The organism is Pseudomonas fontis (assembly GCF_028656955.1).
GTDB classification, from domain to species: Bacteria; Pseudomonadota; Gammaproteobacteria; order Pseudomonadales; family Pseudomonadaceae; genus Aquipseudomonas; species Aquipseudomonas fontis.
In genome coordinates, this window is record NZ_JAMDGY010000016.1 from 62,253 (window position 1) to 81,640 (window position 19,388).

At 60.8% G+C, this 19,388-nt stretch carries 17 protein-coding genes; 1 reads left to right on the forward strand and 16 read right to left on the reverse strand.

Going from position 1 to position 19,388, the window contains the following annotated elements:
* Positions 1–51: 51 nt before the first annotated feature.
* From dnaE to rpsB, 16 genes are all read right to left on the reverse strand, one after another.
* Positions 52–3,573: a DNA polymerase III subunit alpha gene (gene dnaE, locus M5G11_RS06280; RefSeq protein ID WP_273908704.1), complete on the reverse strand. Its 3,522-nt coding sequence runs from the start codon at positions 3,571–3,573 to the stop codon at positions 52–54.
* A gap of 108 nt (positions 3,574–3,681) precedes the next feature.
* Positions 3,682–4,311, reverse strand: coding sequence for a ribonuclease HII (gene rnhB / locus M5G11_RS06285; protein WP_273908703.1), 630 nt, complete (start codon positions 4,309–4,311; stop codon positions 3,682–3,684).
* On the reverse strand, positions 4,312–5,439 hold the full coding sequence (gene lpxB, locus M5G11_RS06290) for a lipid-A-disaccharide synthase (protein ID WP_273908701.1): 1,128 nt from the start codon (positions 5,437–5,439) through the stop codon (positions 4,312–4,314).
* A 1-nt stretch (position 5,440) separates the two neighbouring features.
* Positions 5,441–6,217 carry an acyl-ACP--UDP-N-acetylglucosamine O-acyltransferase gene (gene lpxA / locus M5G11_RS06295; RefSeq protein WP_273908699.1) on the reverse strand — a complete coding sequence of 259 codons (777 nt, stop codon included), beginning with the start codon at positions 6,215–6,217 and terminating at the stop codon, positions 5,441–5,443.
* A complete protein-coding gene (fabZ, locus tag M5G11_RS06300; RefSeq protein ID WP_273908698.1) occupies positions 6,214–6,654 on the reverse strand; it encodes a 3-hydroxyacyl-ACP dehydratase FabZ in 441 nt (146 codons plus the stop codon). The genes lpxA and fabZ overlap by 4 nt, the downstream gene beginning before the upstream one ends.
* 112 nt (positions 6,655–6,766) lie before the next feature.
* On the reverse strand, positions 6,767–7,828 hold the full coding sequence (lpxD, locus tag M5G11_RS06305; RefSeq protein ID WP_273908697.1) for a UDP-3-O-(3-hydroxymyristoyl)glucosamine N-acyltransferase: 1,062 nt from the start codon (positions 7,826–7,828) through the stop codon (positions 6,767–6,769).
* The gene (locus M5G11_RS06310) at positions 7,825–8,328 is read right to left on the reverse strand and encodes an OmpH family outer membrane protein (RefSeq protein ID WP_273908696.1); all 504 of its coding nucleotides are present in this window, start codon (positions 8,326–8,328) and stop codon (positions 7,825–7,827) included. Before M5G11_RS06310 ends, lpxD begins: the two co-directional genes overlap by 4 nt.
* A 45-nt stretch (positions 8,329–8,373) precedes the next feature.
* On the reverse strand, positions 8,374–10,722 hold the full coding sequence (gene bamA, locus M5G11_RS06315) for an outer membrane protein assembly factor BamA (protein ID WP_273908695.1): 2,349 nt from the start codon (positions 10,720–10,722) through the stop codon (positions 8,374–8,376).
* 74 nt (positions 10,723–10,796) lie between these two features.
* A complete protein-coding gene (gene rseP, locus M5G11_RS06320) occupies positions 10,797–12,149 on the reverse strand; it encodes an RIP metalloprotease RseP (protein WP_273908694.1) in 1,353 nt (450 codons plus the stop codon).
* A gap of 57 nt (positions 12,150–12,206) precedes the next feature.
* On the reverse strand, positions 12,207–13,397 hold the full coding sequence (gene ispC / locus M5G11_RS06325; protein ID WP_273908693.1) for a 1-deoxy-D-xylulose-5-phosphate reductoisomerase: 1,191 nt from the start codon (positions 13,395–13,397) through the stop codon (positions 12,207–12,209).
* Complete coding sequence (locus tag M5G11_RS06330) at positions 13,394–14,209, reverse strand: phosphatidate cytidylyltransferase (protein WP_273908692.1); 816 nt, start codon at positions 14,207–14,209, stop codon at positions 13,394–13,396. The genes ispC and M5G11_RS06330 overlap by 4 nt, the downstream gene beginning before the upstream one ends.
* Positions 14,209–14,964: a polyprenyl diphosphate synthase gene (gene uppS / locus M5G11_RS06335; RefSeq protein WP_273908691.1), complete on the reverse strand. Its 756-nt coding sequence runs from the start codon at positions 14,962–14,964 to the stop codon at positions 14,209–14,211. Before uppS ends, M5G11_RS06330 begins: the two co-directional genes overlap by 1 nt.
* Positions 14,965–14,981: 17 nt before the next feature.
* Positions 14,982–15,539: a ribosome recycling factor gene (gene frr, locus M5G11_RS06340; RefSeq protein WP_273908689.1), complete on the reverse strand. Its 558-nt coding sequence runs from the start codon at positions 15,537–15,539 to the stop codon at positions 14,982–14,984.
* Positions 15,536–16,279 carry a UMP kinase gene (pyrH, locus tag M5G11_RS06345; protein WP_273908688.1) on the reverse strand — a complete coding sequence of 248 codons (744 nt, stop codon included), beginning with the start codon at positions 16,277–16,279 and terminating at the stop codon, positions 15,536–15,538. The genes frr and pyrH overlap by 4 nt, the downstream gene beginning before the upstream one ends.
* A gap of 181 nt (positions 16,280–16,460) precedes the next feature.
* Positions 16,461–17,324 (reverse strand): translation elongation factor Ts, encoded by an 864-nt coding sequence (tsf, locus tag M5G11_RS06350; protein WP_273908687.1) that lies wholly within the window; start codon positions 17,322–17,324, stop codon positions 16,461–16,463.
* A gap of 190 nt (positions 17,325–17,514) precedes the next feature.
* Positions 17,515–18,255, reverse strand: a complete 741-nt coding sequence (rpsB, locus tag M5G11_RS06355) for a 30S ribosomal protein S2 (RefSeq protein ID WP_273908685.1) — start codon at positions 18,253–18,255, stop codon at positions 17,515–17,517.
* A gap of 340 nt (positions 18,256–18,595) precedes the next feature.
* Between rpsB and map the strand changes: the two genes are divergently transcribed.
* On the forward strand, positions 18,596–19,378 hold the full coding sequence (gene map, locus M5G11_RS06360) for a type I methionyl aminopeptidase (protein WP_273908684.1): 783 nt from the start codon (positions 18,596–18,598) through the stop codon (positions 19,376–19,378).
* Positions 19,379–19,388 lie beyond the last annotated feature (10 nt).

Here is a 19,388-nt window from a genome sequence, read left to right on the forward strand (position 1 = left end):
CCTACCTTAAGGGATCGGGCGCATTCAGGTCGAGATTAAAAAGTCATCAAATTATCGATATTGCAAAAAGACGTTCTCACGCCCGAACTGGTCACGCAGCGCCTGAATCAGACCATCAGCCGGGTCGATTCGCCAGCCTTCACCGAACTGCAGCAAGGCCTTGGCGTCGCTGCCGGTGTACTCCATGCTGATCGGGCAGGCACCACGATGGCGCTTGCACAGCTCACCCAGCCAGGCCAGGCGATCGCCCTTGAGCGCATCGGCGTGGATCTTCAGGCGCAGGCTCTCGGCCAGGTTGGTGCGCGCATCTTCCATGCTCATCACCCGCTTGACCCGCAGGCGCAGGCCGCCGGAGAAGTCATCGTTGCTGACTTCGCCCTCCACGACCACCATCGCGTCGGTCTGCAACAGCGACTGCGCGGCCATGAAGGAGTCGGCGAACAACGAGGCCTCGATGCGCCCGGAGCGGTCATCCAGGGTGACAAAGCCCATCTTGTCGCCCTTCTTGTTCTTCATCACGCGCAGGGCAATGATCATCCCGGCAACGGTCTGGGTGTCTCGCGCAGGCTTCAGGTCGATGATGCGCTGACGGGCGAACCGGCGGATCTCGCCTTCGTATTCGTCAATCGGGTGGCCAGTGAGGTACAGGCCCAGGGTGTCCTTTTCGCCACGCAGCCGCTCCTTGAGGGTCAGCTCGCGCGCCTTGCGATGATTAGCGTAGACATCGGCATCGGCCTCGACAAACAGGCCGCCAAACAGGTCGGCGTGGCCGCTGTCGGCAGTACGCGCGGTCTGTTCGGCCGACTTGATCGCCTCTTCCATCGCGGTCAACAGCACGGCACGGTTGAGGTCGATATTGGCCTGGTAGGCCTTGATCTCGTCGTGGAAGTGCGGGCCCAGGCGGTCCAGCGCGCCGCTGCGCACCAGCGCATCGAGGGTGCGCTTGTTGATGCGCTTGAGGTCGACCCGCTCGCAGAAGTCGAACAAGTCCTTGAACGGCCCGCTGCTGCGCGCCTCGACGATGGCCTCGACCGGCCCCTCGCCCACGCCCTTGATCGCGCCCAGGCCGTAGACGATACGCCCGTCTTCGTTGACCGTGAACTTGAAGTCGGAGGTGTTCACATCTGGCGCATCGAGGCGCAGCCTCATGCTGCGCACTTCCTCGATCAAGGTCACGACCTTGTCGGTGTTGTGCATGTCCGCCGACAGTACCGCAGCCATGAATGCAGCCGGGTGGTGAGTCTTCAGCCAAGCCGTCTGGTACGACACCAGGCCGTAGGCGGCGGAGTGGGATTTGTTGAAGCCGTAACCGGCAAATTTCTCCACCAGGTCGAAAATGTTACCCGCCAGGTCCGGGTCAATATTGTTGCTGACGCAGCCCTCGATGAAACCGCCGCGCTGCTTGGCCATTTCCTCGGGTTTCTTCTTGCCCATCGCCCGACGCAGCATGTCCGCACCGCCAAGGGTGTAGCCGGCCATGACCTGGGCGATCTGCATCACCTGTTCCTGGTACAGGATGATGCCGTAGGTCGGCGCCAATACCGGCTTGAGGCCTTCGTACTGGTAGTCCGAGTGCGGGTAGGCCAACTCGGCGCGCCCGTGCTTGCGGTTGATGAAATCATCCACCATGCCCGATTGCAGCGGGCCGGGACGGAACAGGGCCACCAGTGCGATCAGGTCTTCCAGGCAGTCGGGCTTGAGCTTCTTGATCAGCTCCTTCATGCCCCGCGATTCAAGCTGGAACACCGCCGTGGTCTCGGCCTTTTGCAGCAGGTCGAAGGTTTTCTTGTCATCCAGCGGGATGAAGTCGATGTTCAGGTCCGGCAGGCTCTGCTTGGCCTGCTCGCGGTTGATCGTCTCCATCGCCCACTTGATGATGGTCAGGGTCCGCAGGCCGAGGAAGTCGAACTTCACCAGGCCCGCCGCCTCGACATCGTCCTTGTCGAACTGGGTCACCAGGCCGCCGCCCTCTTCATCACAGGCAATCGGCGAGAAGTCGGTCAGTTTGGTCGGGGCGATAACCACGCCGCCGGCGTGCTTGCCGGTACCACGGCAGACACCCTCAAGCTTGAGGGCCATGTCCCAGATCTCTTTGGCGTCTTCGTCGGTCTTGAGGAAGTCGCGCAGGATCTCTTCCTGCTCAAAGGCCTTCTCCAGGGTCATGCCGACTTCGAACGGGATCATCTTCGACAGGCGGTCAGCCAAGCCGTAGGACTTGCCCTGCACCCGCGCCACGTCGCGCACCACCGCCTTCGCCGCCATGGTGCCGAAGGTGATGATCTGGCTCACCGCGTTGCGCCCGTAGGCGTCGGCCACGTATTCGATTACCCGGTCACGACCATCCATGCAGAAGTCGACGTCGAAGTCGGGCATCGATACCCGTTCCGGGTTGAGGAACCGCTCGAACAGCAGGTCATAGGCCAGCGGGTCGAGGTCGGTGATCTTCAGCACATAGGCGACCAGCGAGCCGGCACCCGACCCCCGGCCCGGGCCGACCGGCACGCCGTTGTTCTTGGCCCACTTGATGAAGTCCATAACGATCAGGAAGTAGCCGGGGAAGCCCATCTGGATGATGATATCCAGCTCGAACTTCAGGCGATCCAGGTAGACCTGGCGCTTCTCTTCGTAATTCGGTGTGGTGTCCTTGGGCCAGAGCACGGCCAGGCGCTCTTCCAGGCCTTCGTGGGACACGTGGCGCAGGTAGTCGTCGATGCCCATGCCGTTGGGCGTCGGGAAATCGGGCAGGAAGTGCTTGCCCAGCTGTACGGTGATGTTGCAGCGCTTGGCAATCTCGACGGTGTTGCTGATGGCGTCGGGCAGGTCACTGAACAGCTCGGCCATTTCTTCCGGGCTTTTCAGGTATTGCTGGTCGCTGTAGTTGCGCGAGCGGCGCGGGTCGTCCAGCGCGCGGCCTTCACCAATGCACACGCGGGTTTCGTGGGCATCATAGTCGGTCTGCTTGATGAAGCGCACATCATTGGTCGCCACCAGCGGCGCACCAAACTTGTCGGCCAGGGCTACCGCAGCGTGCAGGTATTCTTCGTCGCCGGAGCGGTTGGTGCGCTGCACCTCGACATAGAAGCGCTCGGGGAACATGGCCATCCAATCGGCCAGCAACACTTCGGCATGCGCCGGGTTGCTACCCATCAGGGCCATGCCGATATCCCCTTCCTTGGCTGCCGACAGGGCGATCAAGCCTTCGCTGGCCGGGGCGATCCACTCACGCTCGATGATCACCAGGCCATTGCGCTGGCCATCGACCCAACCCCGCGAGATCAACTCGGTGAGGTTGCGGTAGCCCTTGGCGTCCATCGCCAGGAAGCAGATGCGCGACAGCGGCGCGTCCGGGTCGGCGTTGGCCAGCCACAGGTCGGCGCCACAGATCGGCTTGATGCCTGCGCCCATCGCGCTCTTGTAGAACTTGACCAGCGAGCACATGTTGCTCTGGTCGGTGACCGCCACCGCCGGCATGTTCATCCCGGCCAGGGCCTTGGCCAGCGGCTTGATCCGTACCAGGCCGTCGACCAGCGAGAATTCGGTGTGCAAGCGTAGATGAACGAAGGAAGCCGACATGATGATCCTATAGCAGCGCAAAACAACAAGGCCCGGATTGTACCGGGCCTCGATCAAAACAACAGCCAGCGCAATGCGATCCTGACTGAAGGTGAGCCCTGTGGGCGATCAGCCTTTGAACAGGCTGTCACCCTGCAGGTCGCGGGCCTCGAAGGCCGCACGCACCGGAGCGAACGAGCGCCGGTGAATCGGCGTGGGGCCCAGGCGAGCCAGCGCTTCCAGGTGCACCGGGGTCGGGTAACCCTTGTGTCCGCCGATGCCATAGCCTGGGTAGATCCGCTCGAACGCGGCCATTTCCCGGTCGCGGGTAACCTTGGCCAGAATCGAGGCCGCGGCGATCGCCGGCACCTGGCTATCACCCTTGACCACAGGGGCCGAAGGCACGTTCAGTTTAGGGCAGCGGTTGCCGTCGATCAGCGCCAGTTTCGGCGTGATGTGCAGGCCTTCCACCGCACGCTGCATGGCCAGCATGGTGGCATGCAGGATATTCAGCTGGTCGATCTCTTCGACCTCGGCCCGGGCGATGCAGAAGCTCAGGGCCTTTTCGCAGATCTCTTCATAGAGCTTCTCGCGCTTGGCTTCGGTGAGCTTCTTCGAGTCGTTGAGCCCGAGGATCGGCCGATTCGGGTCGAGGATCACCGCCGCCGTCACCACCGCGCCGCACAGTGGGCCACGGCCCACCTCGTCGACACCGGCGACCAGGTCTTCGACCAGGTTGAAATCCAATCCAGTTTGCATTTATCGGGTTTCCAGCAAAGCCAGCACCGCGTCTGCCGCCTGATTCGAGGCGTCACGGCGCAGGGTGCGGTGGATCTGGTCAAAGCCTTCGGTCTGTTGCTCGCCACCCTTGATCAGCGGCACCAGGGTTTGCGCCAGGGCCTCGCTGGTAGCGGCCTCTTGCAGCAGCTCCGGCACCAGCAGGCGCTGGGCCAGCAGGTTGGGCAGGGACACGTAGGGGCTTTTGACCAGACGTTTGAGAATCCAGTAGGTCAGCGGCGCCAGGCGGTAGGCAACCACCATCGGGCGCTTGTACAGCAATGCTTCCAGGGTTGCGGTGCCCGAGGCGATCAGCACCGCATCGCAGGCTTCCAGGGCCAGGTGCGACTGTCCGTCGAGCAGCGTCAGGGGCAAGTCGCGGCCAGCGAGCATCTGCTCCAGCTGTGCACGCCGCGCCGGGTTGGCACACGGCGTGACGAAACGTACCCCAGGGACCAATGCCTGCACGCGCTGTGCGGTGTCGAGGAACAAGGCACCCAGGCGCCCGACTTCACCACCACGACTGCCCGGCATCAAGGCCACCACAGGGCCGTCAGCGAGCCCCAATACGGCACGAGCGGCGCGGCGATCGGATTCGAGCGGGATGGTATCGGCCAGCGGGTGACCGACGAAACGCACCGGAACACCCTTCTCTTCGTAGAATCGGGCTTCGAACGGCAGCAGCGTCAGCATCAGGTCGCAGCCTTCGCGGATCTTCAACACGCGCTTCTGGCGCCATGCCCATACCGAAGGGCTGACGTAGTGCACGGTCTTGATCCCGGCCTGGCGCAGCTTGAGTTCGATGTTGAGATTGAAGTCCGGGGCATCGATGCCGATGAACACATCCGGCTTTTCGTCGATCAGCGTCTGGATCAGCAGTTTGCGGCGCTTGAGCAGCTCGCGCAGGCGGCCCAGCACTTCCACCAGGCCCATCACCGCCAGGCGCTCCATGGGGAAGTAGGTGCGCAGCCCCTCGGCTTCCATCAGGGGGCCGCCGACACCGATAAAGCGTACATCCGGGTGACGCGCCTTGAGCGCGCGCATCAAGCCGGAACCGAGAATATCGCCGCTGGCCTCGCCAGCCACCAGCGCTACGCACAGAGTCGACATATCAGCGCGTGATGCCGCGGGTGGAGGTCTGGATCGATTGACGGAAGACGTCGACTTCCGGGAACTGCTGGGCAGGCTCTTGCAGCTCGGCAATGGCTTGCTCGACGGTCAGGCCCTGGCGGTAGACCACCTTATAGGCACGGCGCAGCGCATGGATCGCTTCTTCGCTGAAACCACGACGGCGCATGCCTTCGAAGTTCATGCTGCGCGCTTCGGCCGGATTGCCAAAGACCGTGACGTACGCCGGTACATCCTTGCCAATGGCCGTGCCCATGCCGGAGAAGCTGTGGGCGCCGATATGGCAGTACTGATGCACCAGGGTGAAACCAGACAGGATCGCCCAGTCATCGACATGCACGTGGCCAGCCAGCGCAGTGTTGTTGACGAGGATGCAGTGGTTGCCGATGACGCTATCGTGACCGATGTGCGCGTAGGCCATGATCAGGTTGTGATCGCCCAGGGTGGTTTCGCTGCGGTCTTGCACCGTACCACGGTGAATGGTCACGCCCTCGCGGATCACGTTGTGATCGCCGATCACCAGGCGAGTCTCCTCACCCTTGTATTTCATGTCGGGGGTGTCTTCACCCACCGAGGAGAACTGATAGATGCGGTTGTACTTGCCGATACGGGTCGGCCCTTTGAGTACAACGTGCGGACCGATAACGGTCCCCTCGCCGATCTCGACCCCGGCACCGATGATCGACCAAGGGCCGACCTCGACGCCGTCGGCAAGCTTCGCCGACGGATCGATGATTGCCCGAGGGTCAATCAAACTCATAGCTTGCGTTCCGCGCAGATGATTTCCGCAGAGCAGACCGGCTTGCCGTCAACCGAGGCCTGGCACTCGAACTTCCAGATCTGGCGCTTGCAACTGATGAACTTGGCTTCGAGGATCAGCTGGTCGCCCGGCAGCACGGGCTGGCGGAAACGCAGCTTGTCGGAGCCAACGAAGTAGTAGAGCGTGCCGTCCGCCGGTTTGACGTCGAGCATCTTGAAGCCGAGGATCCCGGCCGCCTGGGCCATGGCCTCAATGATCAACACACCCGGCATGATTGGATGCGCAGGGAAGTGGCCATTGAAGAAAGGCTCGTTGATGCTGACATTCTTGTAGGCACGAATGCGCTTGGCCTCGACGTCCAGTTCCACTACCCGGTCCACGAGCAGGAACGGGTAACGGTGAGGCAGGTATTCGCGAATCTCGTTGATGTCCATCATTTCGGGGGGAAGCCTGTAGTAAAGATAGGGAGCACGCGCATTCGCGCCGCGCTCCTTTTGCAAATCAAGAGGGCCGTTTAGCGGCTATCCGCTCTTGATCAGGAAATTGGTATCAGCCTTCAGATGAAGCTTTGTCGCCTGAGGTCACGGCTGCGACACGCTTTTCCACCTGCTGAAGACGCTTTGCCATCTCGTCCAGCTGCCGGATCCGCGCGGCGCTTTTGCGCCAATCGCCCAGCGTCTGCATCGCCGTACCGGAAGAATAGCCGCCCGGTTCGGTGATCGAACGGGTGACCATGGTCATCCCGGAGACGAAAACGCCATCACACACATCGATATGGCCCACCATGCCGACACCGCCAGCAATGGTGCAATGCTTGCCGATCTTGGTACTGCCGGAAATCCCGACGCACGCGGCCATTGCCGTATGGTCGCCGACCTGCACGTTATGGGCAATCTGGATCTGGTTGTCGAGCTTGACGCCATCACCGATACGGGTATCGGCCAGGGCACCGCGATCAATTGCCGTGTTCACGCCGATTTCAACGTCGTCACCAATGCTGACACCGCCGATCTGGGCGATTTTGCGCCAGATGCCTTTCTCGTTGGCAAAGCCGAAGCCTTCACCGCCCAGCACCGCGCCAGACTGGATCACCACACGCTTGCCGATGCGCACATCGTGGTACAGGGTGACACGCGGGGCCAACCAACCGCCCTCGCCAATCACGCTGCGTGCACCAATAAAGCAATGCGCGCCGACGGTCACAGCTGCGCCAATCTGCGCACCACTCTCGATCACTGCGAAGGCGCCGATACTGGCCGTCGCATCTACCTGGGCGTCTGCAGCCACCACGGCGCTGGGATGCACTCCCGCCACAGCCTTGGGCTTTGGATCGAACAGGTGGGAAATACGCGCATACGCCAGGTAAGGGTCCGGCACGATCAGCGCATTGCCGGCGAAGCCTTCGGCGTCGTCGGCCTTGAGCAGGACCGCAGCGGCCTTGCTCTCGGGCAAATACTTGCGGTATTGCGGATTGGCCAGGAAGCTGAGCTGCCCGGCGCCGGCTTCTTGCAGGGTCGCAAGGCCGGTAATGTCCAGTTCCTCGGGGCCACGCAGGGTGGCGCCAAGGAACTCGGCCAGCTGGCCGAGTTTCAGGGTCACAGTCATGATCAACGCGACTGGTTCATGCGCTCGATGACCTGGCGGGTGATGTCGTACTGAGGCTTGACATCAATGACCGCGCCACGCTCGAGCACCAGGTCGAACGCGCCTTTCTTGATCACTTCTTCAACGGCGCCGTCCAGCTTAGGCTTGAGTTGCTTGAGCATTTCGCGGTCAGCAACAGCCTTGGCTTCGTTCAGTTCTTTGGACTGGAACTGGAAGTCACGGGCCTTTTGCTTGAATTCAAGCTCCAGGCGCTCGCGCTCAGGCTGGGCCATCTTGTCGCCACCGGCGACCAGACGGTCCTGGATGCCCTTGGCGCTGCTTTCCAGGTTTTTCAGTTTGGTCAGCTGCGGACCGAATTTCTTCTCGGCATCGACCGCGTACTTCTTGGCCGCGTCGGATTCGAGCAGCGCCATCTGATAGTTCAGAACGGCGATCTTCATTTCAGCGAAGGCCGGGGTGGCGACCAGGGTAGCAGCCAGTAAAGCCAGTTGAGTCAACTTACGCACGATGCACTCCTACAGAATCCGTTGTCGTTTACGCGGGGCAGACCCTTAGAAGGTCTGACCCAGAGAGAATTGGAACACCTGGGTATCGGCGTCGTCCGGCTTCTTGATTGGCATGGCCAGGCTGAAGCTCAACGGACCGAGTGCGGTAATCCAGGTCACGCCCAGACCCACCGAGCTGGCCAGGCCGGACAGGCCCAGCTTCTCGCAGTCGGGCTTGGAACCGCAGTTGGTGTCGAAGACGTTACCCACATCCCAGAATACCGAGGTACGCAGCGAGCGCTGATCCTTGACGAATGGCAGCGGGAACAACAGTTCCATACCACCCTGGACCAGCACGTTACCACCGAACGGCAGCGGATCCTGGTCCGGGTCAGCTACAGTGCCCGCGTTTTTACCGGTACTTGGGGTGCTGCGCGGGCCGAGGCTGCTGTCCTTGAAGCCACGAACCGAGTTGAAGCCACCTGCGTAGTAGTTTTCATAGAACGGCAGACCGGAGGTCGAACCGAAGCCATCACCATAACCCAGCTCGGTGTGCAGACGCAGGGTGTACTCGTTGGTGATTGGCTTGAACAGCTGACCACGGTAGTCCAGCTTGAAGAACGACAGGTCGCTACCTGGAGTAGTTGCTTCCAGGGTCAGGCTTTGCGAGTGACCGCGAGTAGCCAGTACGCCTTTGTTCAGGGTCGACTCGGACCAGCCGGCCGACGCCTTGAAGTTCAGGTAGTTGTCGCCTTCCTGTTTAACGAAATCGAAGATCTCGTCAACGGTGTACTTACCGGTCTTGATCTTGTCTTGCTGTACGGTCAGGCCGAAAGTCAGACGCGAAGTTTCGCTGATCGGGTAGCCCACGCTTGCGCCGGCACCCAGGCTGTCCACGGCATAGCTTGCCACGTCGACGTCGAGGTCATCGTAGTCGGTGGAGCGGTAGAAGGCGTTGTAACCCAGGCTGACGCCGTCGGCAGTCCAGTAGGGGTCCACGTAGCCGAAGTTGTATCGGCTCTGGTATTCACTACGGGTCAGACCGATGGAGACCTTGTTACCGGTACCCAGGAAGTTGTTCTGGCTGATCGAACCACCGAGGATCAGGCCCGCGCTCTGGGCGAAACCGACACTGGCGGTGATCGAACCGGAAGCTTGCTCTTCAACGCTGTAGTTGACGTCAACCTGGTCGTCGGTGCCCGGAACAGCCGGAGTCTCGACGTTGACTTCCTTGAAGAAGCCCAGGCGTTCCAGGCGGGTCTTGGATTGGTCGATCAGGTAGGTCGAAGCCCAGCCACCTTCCATCTGACGCATTTCACGACGCAGCACTTCGTCCTCGGACTTGGTGTTGCCACGGAAGTTGATGCGGTTGACGTAGGCACGCTTGCCCGGGTCGACGACAAACATGATGTCCACGGTGTGGTCATCATCGTGCGGCTGTGGCACGCCGTTGACGTTGGCGAAGGTGTAGCCTTCGTTACCCAGGCGGCGGGTGATCAGCTCGGACGTGGTGGTCATCACCTTGCGCGAGAAGACCTGGCCAGGCTGTACCAGCAACAGTGCCTTGACCTGGTCTTCAGGGACCTTGAGGTCACCCGAGAGCTTCACGTCACGTACGGTGTATTTCTCACCTTCGTTGACGTTGACGGTGATGTAGACGTGCTTCTTGTCCGGGGTGATCGACACCTGGGTAGACGCGATGTCCATGTTGATGTAGCCGCGGTCCAGGTAGTAGGAGCGCAGACGCTCCAGGTCACCGGAGAGTTTTTCGCGGGCGTACTTGTCGTCGTTCTTGAAGAAGGACAGCCAGTTGGTGGTTTTCAGCTCGAACAGACCGGCGAGGTCTTCGTCGCTGAACACGGTGTTGCCCACCACGTTGATGTGCTGGATGGCCGCCACGGTGCCTTCGTTGATCTTGATTTTAAGACCTACGCGGTTACGCGGCTGTGGCACCACCTCGGCATCAACCTCGGCCGAGTAACGGCCTTGGGCGACGTACTGGCGTTGCAGTTCGTTACGCACGCCCTCGAGGGTCGCACGCTGGAAGATTTCACCTTCAGCCAGGCCCGACTGTTTCAGGCCCTTCATCAGATCTTCGGTGCTGATGGCCTTGTTGCCTTCAATCTCGATGCTCGAGACGGAAGGACGCTCGACCACGTTGATGATCAGGACGTTGCCGTCGTGAGCCAGTTGGATGTCCTGGAAGAACCCGGTTTTGAACAGCGCACGGGTCGACTCCACCAAGCGACGGTCGTCAGCCTGGTCACCAACGTTCAATGGCAAAGCACCGAAAACGCTGCCAGCGGAAACCCGCTGCAGACCATTGACACGAATATCGGAGATGGTGAAGGACTCGGCGTGAACTTCAGCGATCATCAGTACGGCGAGAACCGCAGGTAGCAGCAGACGTTTCATGAAGTCCTTTCTTATTCCAACTGGCAATAAACGACCCGCCGCGAAAGACGGCAGGTTCGCAATTGAGCGAAGCTTTACAGTCGACCCAAATCGTTTATCAGGGCAAGCAACATCACCCCGACTACCAAACTGATACCGATCTGGACCCCCCAACCTTGTACCCGATCCGAAAGCGGACGACCACGCGCCCACTCGATCAGGTAGAACAGCAAATGCCCCCCATCCAATACTGGAATGGGCAGCAAGTTAAGAACCCCCAGGCTAATGCTCAGGTAGGCGAGGAAATTCAGGAAATCCCCGACGCCGGACTGGGCTGAAGCGCCCGCCACTTTAGCAATGGTTATCGGTCCGCTCAAGTTTTTTACCGAGAGCTCGCCGAAGAGCATTTTCTTGAGCGAATCGAGGGTCAGGACGCTCATGCTCCAGGTCCGCGAAACACCCTCGACAAAGCCGTCGAGAGGGCCGTAGCTGACCTCTCGCAACATCGCTGCTGGCCACTCGACAGCTTTCACCCCGGCACCGAGGTAACCACTGGCATTCTTGCCTTCACCGCGACTGGCCAAGGTGACGGGCAGCTCCAGCGGCGCCCCATCACGTTCGATGCGCAGCACGACACGGCTGCCCGCACGCCCACGCACGGTATCGACCACTTGCTGCCAATCGGTCAGCGCCTGGCCATCGAGGGCCAGCAGACGGTCACCGGTTTTCAGACCGGCGGCCTGGGCCGGGCCTTTCGGATCCAGCTCAGCGAGCACCGGGGCCAGCGCCGGACGCCAAGGCTTGATGCCCAGCGAGCGGATCGGGTCCGGCTCGTCGGCACCCTTGAGCCAGCTGTCCAACGCCAGTACATAAGGCTTGTCAGTGCTGGAGCCTTCTTCACGAACAGTGACCTGCAAGGCACCGCTTTCACCCAGGCGGCGCACCAACTGCAGATTGACCGCGGCCCAACCATTGGTCGGTTCACCGTCAACGGCAACGATTTCCTGGCCAGCCCCCAGGCCAGCCACGGCTGCGAGACTCCCCGCCTCGACGCCGCCGATAACCGGGCGCACCTGCTGGCTGCCCAGCATAGCCAGGGCCCAGAAGAACACGATGGCCAGGAGGAAGTTGGCAATGGGCCCGGCAGCGACGATTGCTATGCGCTGGCGCACGGTCTTGCGATTGAACGATTGATCGAGCTGATCGGCCGGCACATCGCCTTCACGCTCGTCGAGCATCTTGACGTAGCCGCCCAACGGAATGGCAGCCACCACGAATTCGGTACCGTGGCGATCATGCCAGCGCACCAACGGCATGCCGAAGCCTACGGAAAAACGCAAAACCTTGACGCCACAACGCCGGGCCACCCAGAAGTGACCAAATTCGTGAAAGGTAACCAGCACACCCAATGCCACCAGGGTGCCGATAATCATATAGAGCGCACTCATGTCTTTCTCCGAATGACGTTCAGCGGGGCTTGGCGCGCCACCTTATGGCGTCGCACCTCAGCGCCCGTGACTATCCAACCATTGCCCAGCCAGCACGCGGGCACGCTGATCGGCGGCAAACACCGCTTCCAACGCCTCCACGGCAACGACAGGCTCACGGTTGAGCACGTGGTCGATCATACTCGCGATCTCGGGGAAGCGGATGCGCCGCTGAAGAAATGCTTCCACCGCTACCTCGTTGGCCGCATTGAGCATGGCCGGCGCACTGTTGCCGGCATCCGCCGCCTGACGCGCCAGGCGCAGGCAGGGGAAGCGCTGCTCATCAGGCGCCTGGAAGTCCAGGCGGGCGATGGCGAACAGGTCCAGCGGTGCCACACCCGAGTCGATCCGCTCTGGCCAGGCCAGGGCGTTGGCGATTGGCGTGCGCATGTCCGGGTTGCCCAACTGGGCCAACACCGAGCCGTCGACATAATCGACCAGCGAGTGAATCACGCTTTGCGGGTGCACCACCACCTCGACCTGCGCAGGCTTGGCATCAAACAGCCAGCAAGCTTCGATCAGTTCCAGGCCCTTGTTCATCATGCTCGCCGAATCGACGGAAATCTTGCGCCCCATCGACCAGTTCGGGTGCGCACAAGCCTGCTCAGGCGTTACTTCGTTCAATTCATTGAGTGGCGTCTCGCGGAACGGACCGCCAGACGCCGTCAACAGGATGCGGCGCACGCCAACCTGGGCCAGGCCACGGGAAAAGTCCCCCGGCAGGCACTGGAAAATGGCGTTGTGTTCGCTGTCGATCGGCAACAATACCGCGCCGCTTTCGCGCACCGCCTGCATGAACAGGGCACCGGACATCACCAGTGCCTCCTTGTTCGCCAGCAAGACCTTCTTGCCGGCCCTGACCGCTGCCAGGGTCGGGCTCAGGCCTGCCGCGCCAACAATGGCCGCCATGACGGCATCCACCTGCGGGTCGGCGGCGACTTGAGCAAGGCCCGCCTCACCCACCAGCACCTCAGTGCGCAAGCCCGCTGCTTTCAGCCCTTGGCGAAGCACCTGGGCTGAGGCATCGCTCGGCACCACGGCAAAGGCCGGCAGGTGCTTGATGCACAGGGCCAGCAGCTCATCGATACGCGAATAACCACTCACCGCGAACACTTCATAGCGTTCGGGGTGACGGGCAATCACGTCCAGCGTGCTCAGGCCGATGGAGCCCGTGGCACCCAGCACGGTAATACGTTGCACACGACTCACAGCACGCCCCAGTTAGCAGCCCACAGCAGCACGGCAAACAATGGGATGGCAGCCGTGAGGCTGTCGATGCGGTCCAGCACACCACCATGGCCCGGCAGCAGGTTGCTGCTGTCCTTGATGCCGGAGCGGCGCTTGAACATGCTTTCGGTCAGGTCACCGACCACCGAAGCCATGACGACCAGGCCGGCACCCAGCACACCCAGCAGCAACTCAGCAAAGCTCCAGCCGCGGTTGACCCCAACCACAACGGTAATCAGCAGGCTGACAACCAGGCCGCCGTACACGCCTTCCCAGCTTTTGCCTGGACTGACCTGCGGGGCCAGCTTGCGCTTGCCGAAGGCCCGGCCGGAGAAGTACGCACCGATATCGGCACCCCAGACCAGTACCATGACGGCCATGATCAACCAGTTACCCAGCGGCCACAGCTTGAGCAGCACCAGGCCTTGCCAGGCCGGCAGCAGGATCAACAGGCCGATCAGCAGGCGACAGGCCGCACTGGCCCACAGCTCGCTGCTGCGCGGGTAGGTCAGGACCAGCCAGGTGGCCAAGCCCCACCACAACACCGAGGCGCCAAGCACCCACGGCGCCAGGTCAGGCATCAGGTGCAACAGCATCAGCAGGCCGGCCACCACAGCGGCATAGGCCACCCGCAGTACCTGAGCTTCAAGACCCGCCAGGCGAGCCCACTCCCACGCACCCAGGCTCACAACCAGCCCGATAAACAGGGCAAACGCGCCGCCGTCCAGCAGGAAGAAACCGCCCAGGGCGATCGGCAACAGGATCAGCGCAGTGATGATGCGTTGTTTAAGCATTAAGCACGGGCTCCAGCTTCGACCTGCTCGCTGGTTTTCCCGAAGCGGCGCTGGCGCGAAGCGAAATCGGCCAGCGCGGTGCGCATGGCCTCGTGTTTGAAGTCCGGCCAGAAGAGGTCGGAGAAGTACAGCTCGGCGTAGGCCAACTGCCACAACAGGAAGTTGCTGATGCGGTGTTCGCCACCGGTGCGGATGCACAGGTCGGGCAACGGCAAATCGCCGGTCGCAAGGCACGTCTGTAACAATTCGGGGGTAATGTCTTCCGGACGCAGATGTCCGGCCTGCACTTCACGCGCCAGGCGCTGGGCGGCCTGGGCGATATCCCACTGGCCACCGTAGTTCGCGGCGATCTGCAGGATGAAGCGATTACTGCCGGCGGTCAGCGCTTCGGCTTCACGCATGGCGGCCTGCAACTCCGGGTGGAAGCGCGAACGGTCACCGATGATCCGCAGGCTGATGTTGTTCTCGTTGAGCCGCTTGGCCTCCCGGCGCAGGGCCGAGAAGAACAGCTCCATCAGCGCGCCGACCTCTTCGGCCGGGCGCTGCCAGTTTTCGCTGGAGAAAGCGAACAGGGTCAGCACTTCGACCTTGGCCTCGGCGCAGACCTCGATAACCGCCCGCACCGCGTCCACGCCGGCCTTGTGCCCGGCTACGCCGGGCAGCAGGCGTTTTTTCGCCCAGCGGTTATTCCCATCCATGATGATCGCGACATGGCGCGGCACCGCCGAAGGCACACCCTGTTTAATCTTTTCCATTAAAAGAAGTCCTGGCCTTAAACGGCCATCAGGTCCGCTTCTTTTTGCTTCACAGCAACTTCGATTTCAGCCACAAACTTGTCGGTCAGCTTCTGGATTTCGTCAGCAGCACGACGCTCTTCGTCTTCGCTGATTTCTTTCTCTTTGACCAGGTCTTTGAGCTGGCCCAGTGCGTCACGACGGATGTTGCGCACGGCGATACGCCCGTCTTCGGCAGCGTCACGCGCCTGTTTGGTGAAGCCCTTGCGGGTTTCTTCGGTCAGTGCCGGCATGCTGATCAGCAGCAACTCGCCCAGGTTGGTCGGGTTGAGGTTCAGGCCTGCGCTCTGGATCGCCTTGTCGACTGCGCCCAGCATGTTGCGCTCGAATGCCACGACCTGCAGGGTACGGGCGTCCTTGACGGTAACGTTGGCAACCTGGTTGATCGGGGTGTCAGCGCCGTAGTAAGGCACCATCACGCCAGCCAGCACCTGCGGGTTCGCGGCACCGGTACGGATGCGGCTGAACGCCTGCTGCAGGGACTCCAGGGATTTCTTCATGCGCTCTTGAGCGTCTTTCTTGATTTCGTTGATCATTGTTCGCCTTCCTCGATCAGAGTTCCTTCAGCGCCGCCGTGCACGATGTTCAGCAGGGCGCCGGGCTTGTTCATGTTAAATACGCGCAATGGCATCTTGTGGTCGCGGCACAGGCAGATTGCGGTCAGGTCCATTACACCCAGCTTGCGATCCAGCACTTCATCGTAGGTCAGATGATCGAACTTCTCGGCATGCGGGTCTTTGAACGGGTCTGCAGTGTATACACCATCGACCTTGGTTGCCTTGAGAACTACGTCGGCATCGATTTCGATGGCGCGCAGGCAGGCAGCGGAGTCGGTGGTGAAGAACGGGTTGCCGGTACCGGCCGCGAAGATCACCACGTCCTTGGAGTTCAAGTGACGCATGGCCTTGCGACGGTCGTAGTGGTCGGTAACGCCGACCATGGAAATAGCAGACATGACGATGGCGGAAATGTTCGCACGCTCCAGCGCATCACGCATGGCCAGGCCGTTCATCACAGTGGCCAGCATGCCCATGTGGTCGCCTGTAACCCGATCCATGCCGGCAGCGCTCAGCGCAGCACCACGGAACAGGTTGCCACCACCGATCACCAGGCCTACCTGGACACCGATGCCAACCAGTTGGCCGACTTCCAGCGCCATGCGATCCAGGACCTTGGGGTCGATCCCGAACTCTTCCGAGCCCATCAGGGCCTCGCCGCTAAGTTTGAGTAGAATGCGTTTATAGCGAGCCTGATAACCACTGCCCTGCTGAGCCATTGCGAATCTCTCCTGCGGCGTTTGTAAAAAATTCTGAGCGGGCTGTTTTCAGCCAGCGCTAGTCTAGCGTGGCGCTGCTACAGCGCCAGCGAAAAACGGTCTTGTAAACCGCCCCCGCTTTGACAAAGAGGCTGCGCGCGTGAGCGGGCAGCCTCTTTGGGGCGACAGAGGTAAGTCTGTCTTACTGCTTGGCAGCAGCCAGCTGTGCGGCAACTTCTTCAGCGAAGTTGTCGACTGGCTTCTCGATGCCTTCGCCTACTTTGAAGTAGGTGAAGGAAACGATTTCAGCACCGGCTTTCTTGGCCAGGTCGCCGACCTTGACTTCAGGGTTCATGACGAACGCCTGCTCAACCAGGCTGGCTTCAGCCAGGAACTTCGAGATACGACCTTTGATCATGTTCTCGACGATGTTCTCAGGCTTGCCTTTGATCTTCTCTTCGTTCAGCTGCAGGAAGACCGCTTTTTCGCGCTCGATTGCTTCAGCCGAAACTTCCGACGGCAGCAGGAACTCAGGGTTGCTGGCCGCTACGTGCATAGCGATTTCTTTGGCCAGTTGGACGTCGCCGCCCTTCAGGACAACAGCAACACCGATCTTGTTACCGTGCAGGTAGGTACCGACAACGTCACCCTCAACGCGCACCAGGCGACGGATGTTGACGTTCTCACCAACCTTGGCAACCAGGGCTTCACGAGCCGATTCGCGCGAAGCGATCAGCGGTGCAGCGTCGGTCAGTTTTTCAGCGAAAGCTTGTTCAACGCTTTCAGCAACGAAGTTCTTGAAGTCGTCTTGCAGAGCCAGGAAGTCGGTCTGCGAGTTCACTTCCAGCAGGACGGCAGACTTGTCGTCAGCCTTGATGGCGATGGCGCCTTCGGCGGCAACGTTGCCAGCCTTCTTGGCAGCCTTGATCGCGCCCGAAGCACGCATGTCATCAATGGCTTTTTCGATGTCGCCGTCAGCCTTTTCCAGGGCTTTCTTGCAGTCCATCATGCCTTCGCCAGTACGCTCGCGCAGTTCTTTAACCAGCGCTGCAGTAATTGCTGCCATTTCAAAATCCTCTTGGATAGGTTTTCAACCATTCCACCCGATCGGAACGGGCGTTCAATTCTGGAAATCCACTGTCAATGCACCTGCAGAACGATCATGCGGCGCCAATGCTGACAGGAGGATTTCAAGGTGGCAAAAAGGGGGCTAAGCCCCCTTTTTGCGTGCCGAGTCGACGCTAAGCGTCAGCTACTCAGGCTTCAGCGGCCGGTGCGGCTGCTTCTTCTACGAAGACTTCGGTGCCGCCGGCAACGCCGTTGCGGCCACGGATAACGGCGTCAGCCATCGAACCCATGTACAGCTGGATGGCGCGGATGGCGTCATCGTTGCCTGGGATGATGTAGTCAACGCCTTCCGGGCTGCTGTTGGTATCGACAACGCCGATTACCGGGATGCCCAGCTTGTTGGCTTCGGTGATGGCGATGCGCTCGTGGTCAACGTCGATCACGAACAGGGCATCAGGCAGGCCGCCCATGTCCTTGATGCCACCCAGGCTGCGATCCAGTTTTTCCAGATCACGGGAGCGCATCAGCGCTTCCTTTTTGGTCAGCTTGCTGAAAGTACCATCTTCGGCTTGAATTTCCAGGTCGCGCAGGCGCTTGATGGAAGCACGGATGGTCTTGTAGTTGGTCAGCATGCCGCCCAACCAGCGGTGATCGACGTACGGCGAACCGCAACGTGCTGCTTCTTCAGCAACGATCTTGCCAGCGGAACGCTTGGTGCCGACGAACAGAATCTTGTTTTTGCCCTGGGCCAGACGCTCTACGAAGGTCAGTGCCTCGTTGAACATTGGCAGGGTTTTTTCAAGGTTGATGATGTGAATCTTGTTACGCGCGCCGAAAATGTACTTACCCATTTTCGGATTCCAGTAACGGGTTTGGTGACCGAAGTGCACACCGGCCTTCAGCATATCGCGCATATTGACTTGGGACATGATAGTTCCTTGATAAGTCGGGTTGGGCCTCCACGTATCCCAATGACCAACCCCTGACCCGAAGATCAAAGGCACCCAGGCCATCGTGTCGACACGTGTGTGGGTTTAATGCTCCCGGAGCTATCCCCGGAAAGCGGCGCATTTTATACCACACAAGCGCGCGCAGCGAAACCCGAATTACCACTCAGGCCAGCGACTTTTGCGCCGGGGCTGCAATCGCGCCAAAATGCCCCTATATAAAGGCTAGCGCAGCAGCACGACCGCCAGCAACGGCCCCGCTCTGTTAGAATCGAGCCTTTCCCGTTTATTCGCGCCCTGATCGCGCCGTAGAGAGCCTGCAATGACCGTCACCATCAAAACCGTCGAAGACATCGAAAAGATGCGCGTCGCCGGCCGCCTGGCCGCTGAAGTGCTCGAGATGATCGAAGAGCACGTCAAGCCTGGCGTGACCACCGAAGAACTCGACCGCCTCTGCCACGACTACATCGTCAACGTCCAGCAGGCCATCCCGGCACCGCTGAACTACAAAGGCTTCCCCAAGTCGATCTGCACCTCGGTGAACCATGTGGTATGCCACGGGATCCCGGGCGACAAGCCGCTCAAGGACGGTGACACTGTCAACATCGACGTGACCGTGATCAAGGACGGCTACCACGGTGACACCAGCCGCATGTTCCACGTCGGCAACGTGCCGGTCTGGGCCGAGCGCCTGTCCCAGGTCACCCAGGAATGCATGTACAAGGCCATCGAGCTGGTCAAGCCGGGCTGCCGCCTGGGCGACATCGGCGAAGTGATCCAGAAGCACGCTGAAAAGAACGGTTTCTCGGTGGTTCGCGAGTTCTGCGGCCACGGTATCGGCAAGGTGTTCCACGAAGAGCCGCAGATCCTCCACTACGGCCGCGCCGGCACCGGCATGGAACTCAAGGAAGGCATGACCTTCACCATTGAGCCGATGATCAACCAGGGCAAGGCCGACACCAAGGTATTGGGCGACGGCTGGACCGCCATCACCAAGGACCGCAAGTTGTCCGCCCAGTGGGAACACACCCTGGTGGTGACGGCCAACGGTTACGAGATCTTCACCTTGCGCAAAGACGACACCATCCCACGCACCTCGGCCTGACCAGGAACGT